General features: G+C 70.3%; 1 protein-coding gene. It reads right to left on the bottom strand.

Annotated elements, in window-relative coordinates; genetic code table 11:
* On the bottom strand, positions 1 to 2,405 hold a 2,405-nt coding region (locus CQZ88_RS21640), incomplete at both ends, for a condensation domain-containing protein (protein WP_146034358.1).

The raw sequence follows: 2,405 nt of genomic DNA, 5'->3' as shown, positions 1-2,405 counted from the left end.
CATACGCCGTGTTCGACGCCCGCAACGGCGACCGCCGCTCCGCATCGCCGACCGGGCCGTCCGCGAACACCGACAGATCCGCCGCATCGAGTTCCAGAGTGCGGACAGACCTCTCCCCCGGCACCTCGAACGCGTCCCGCCCGGTGGTCAGCACCACCACCGGAGCCGCGACCTCGAGAATGTACCCGGTCCGCTCCGCCGGCTGATCCGGATCCACCGGCACATACGCACCACCGGCCTTGGCCACCGCATACATGCCCACCAGCAACTCGACCGACCGGCGCATCGCCAGCGCCACCGTCGACTCCGGCCCCACACCCAGCGCAACAAGCTGCCGCGCAAGACGATTGACCCGGGCATCGAACTCGCCGTAGGTGAGCGTCACACCCTCGAACACCAACGCCGGCGCGTCGGGAGCGCGCCGCACCTGCTCGTCGAACAGATCCACCAGCGTCGCCGGCCCCCCGACCGCACGAGCGGTCTCGTTCCACGCCTCGAGCACCCGCACCCGCTCGGCCGCCTCGAGAATCTCGATATCCCCCAGCGCCACCGACGGATCGGCCACAATCGCCTCGAGCACCCGCACGAACCGCTCCGCGAAACCGGCCACGGTGCCCTTGTCGAACAGGTCCGTCGCACATGTGAACGTCGCGTCGATGCGGGCGGGCGTCCCGTCCTCGTCGTAGCGGTCGAAGACCGTCAGCTGCAGGTCGGTCTTGGCGAGCTCGAGTTCGAAGTTCGTCGGCGAGACGGTCAGCCCCGGCAGCTCCAGCTTCGTCTGCGCGAGGTTCTGGAAAGACAGGCCCACCTGGAACAGCGGGTTGCGGGCCGTCGAGCGCACGGGGTTGAGCACCTCGACCAGGCGCTCGAACGGCACGTCGGCGTTCGCGAACGCCCCCAGGTCCGTCTCGCGCACCTGGGCCAGGAACTCGTCGAACGCGACGTCGGACTGCACTCGGGTGCGGAAGACCAGCGTGTTGACGAACATGCCGATCAGATCGTCGAGCACCCGCTCGCCCCGGCCCGCGATCGGCGTGCCGATCGCGACGTCGTCGGTGCCCGACAGCCGGCCAATCAGGGTCGCCAGGGCGGCGTGGATCACCATGAACAGCGTGGCGTTGTGCCGGCGCGCCAGCTCCTGCAGGCCCCGGTGGACGTCGGCGTCGACGGTGAAGTGCAGCGATTCGCCGCGGAAGCTCTGGCGAGGGGGCCGCGGCCGGTCGGCCGGGAGATCGATCTGGTCGGGCAGACCGGCCAGGGTCCGCTTCCAGTACTCGACCTGCCCGGCGGCGACGGAGTCGGGGTCGTCCTCCGAACCGATGACGTCACGCTGCCACAACGCGTAGTCCGCGTACTGCACGGGCAGCGGCTCCCAGCCGGGCGCCTCGCCGCGGGAACGTGCCTCGTAGGCGATCGTGACGTCGCGCGCGAGGGGCGCCATGGAGGCGCCGTCGGCGGAGACGTGGTGCACGACGAACGCCAGGACGTAGTCGGAGTCGGTGATCCGGAAGATCCGCGACGCCACCGGCACCTGCCGTGTCACGTCGAAGGTCGTGGACACGAATGCGACGATCTCGCCGGTGAGGTCGTCCTCGGTGACGTCGTACGGCGTCAGGTCGGGCAGCGCGTCGTCCACGGGGAGCACGATCTGGTGCGGCTCGCCGTCCGGGTCCGGGTAGTAGGTGCGCAGCATCTCGTGCCGGCCGATCACGTCGCGGACCGCCGCCTGCATCGCGGCCAGGTCGAGCTCACCCTGGAGCCGCACCGCGAAGGGGATGTTGTCCACCGCGGAGGAGGTGTCGAACTGGTTGAGGAACCAGTAACGCTGCTGGGCCAGCGACAGCGGCAGCCGCTCGGGACGCGGTGCCGCCTCGAGCGGGCGCCGGGCGCCGGTACCGATCTGGCGGCCGACCTCCGCGGCGAACGCTTCGACGGTGGAGGTTTCGAACAGCAGCCGCAGCGGCACCGACGCATCGAGCGCCGCACCGATCCGCGAGACGACCTGCGTGGCGATCAGCGAGTTGCCGCCGAGGGCGAAGAAGTCGTCGTCGAGGCCCACCCGGTCGAGACCGAGCACCTCGGCGAACACACCCGCCACGATCTCCTCCACCGGAGTCGTCGCGGCCCGGAACACCTTGACCTCGAACACCGGCTCCGGCAACTCCTTACGGTCCAGCTTGCCCGACGCGTTCAGCGGCAGCGCGTCCAGTTCCACGAACGCCGACGGCACCATGTACGACGGCAGGTGCGCCTCGAGGGCACGGCGGGCGAGGGTGTGGTCGAACGTCCCGGCCGCGGGGACGACGTACGCCACCAGCTGCTCGTTGCGGACCATCGCGACCGCCTGGGCCGCCTCGGTGTGTTCGACGAGCGCGGCCTCGATCTCGCCCAGCTCGATGCGCAGG

Source organism: Rhodococcus sp. ENV425 (genome assembly GCF_002887785.1).
In the GTDB taxonomy this organism is placed as follows: Bacteria; Actinomycetota; Actinomycetes; order Mycobacteriales; family Mycobacteriaceae; genus Rhodococcus; species Rhodococcus aetherivorans.
Note: the sequence above shows the minus strand (reverse complement) of the source record. Positions and strands in the feature narration are given on the sequence as shown.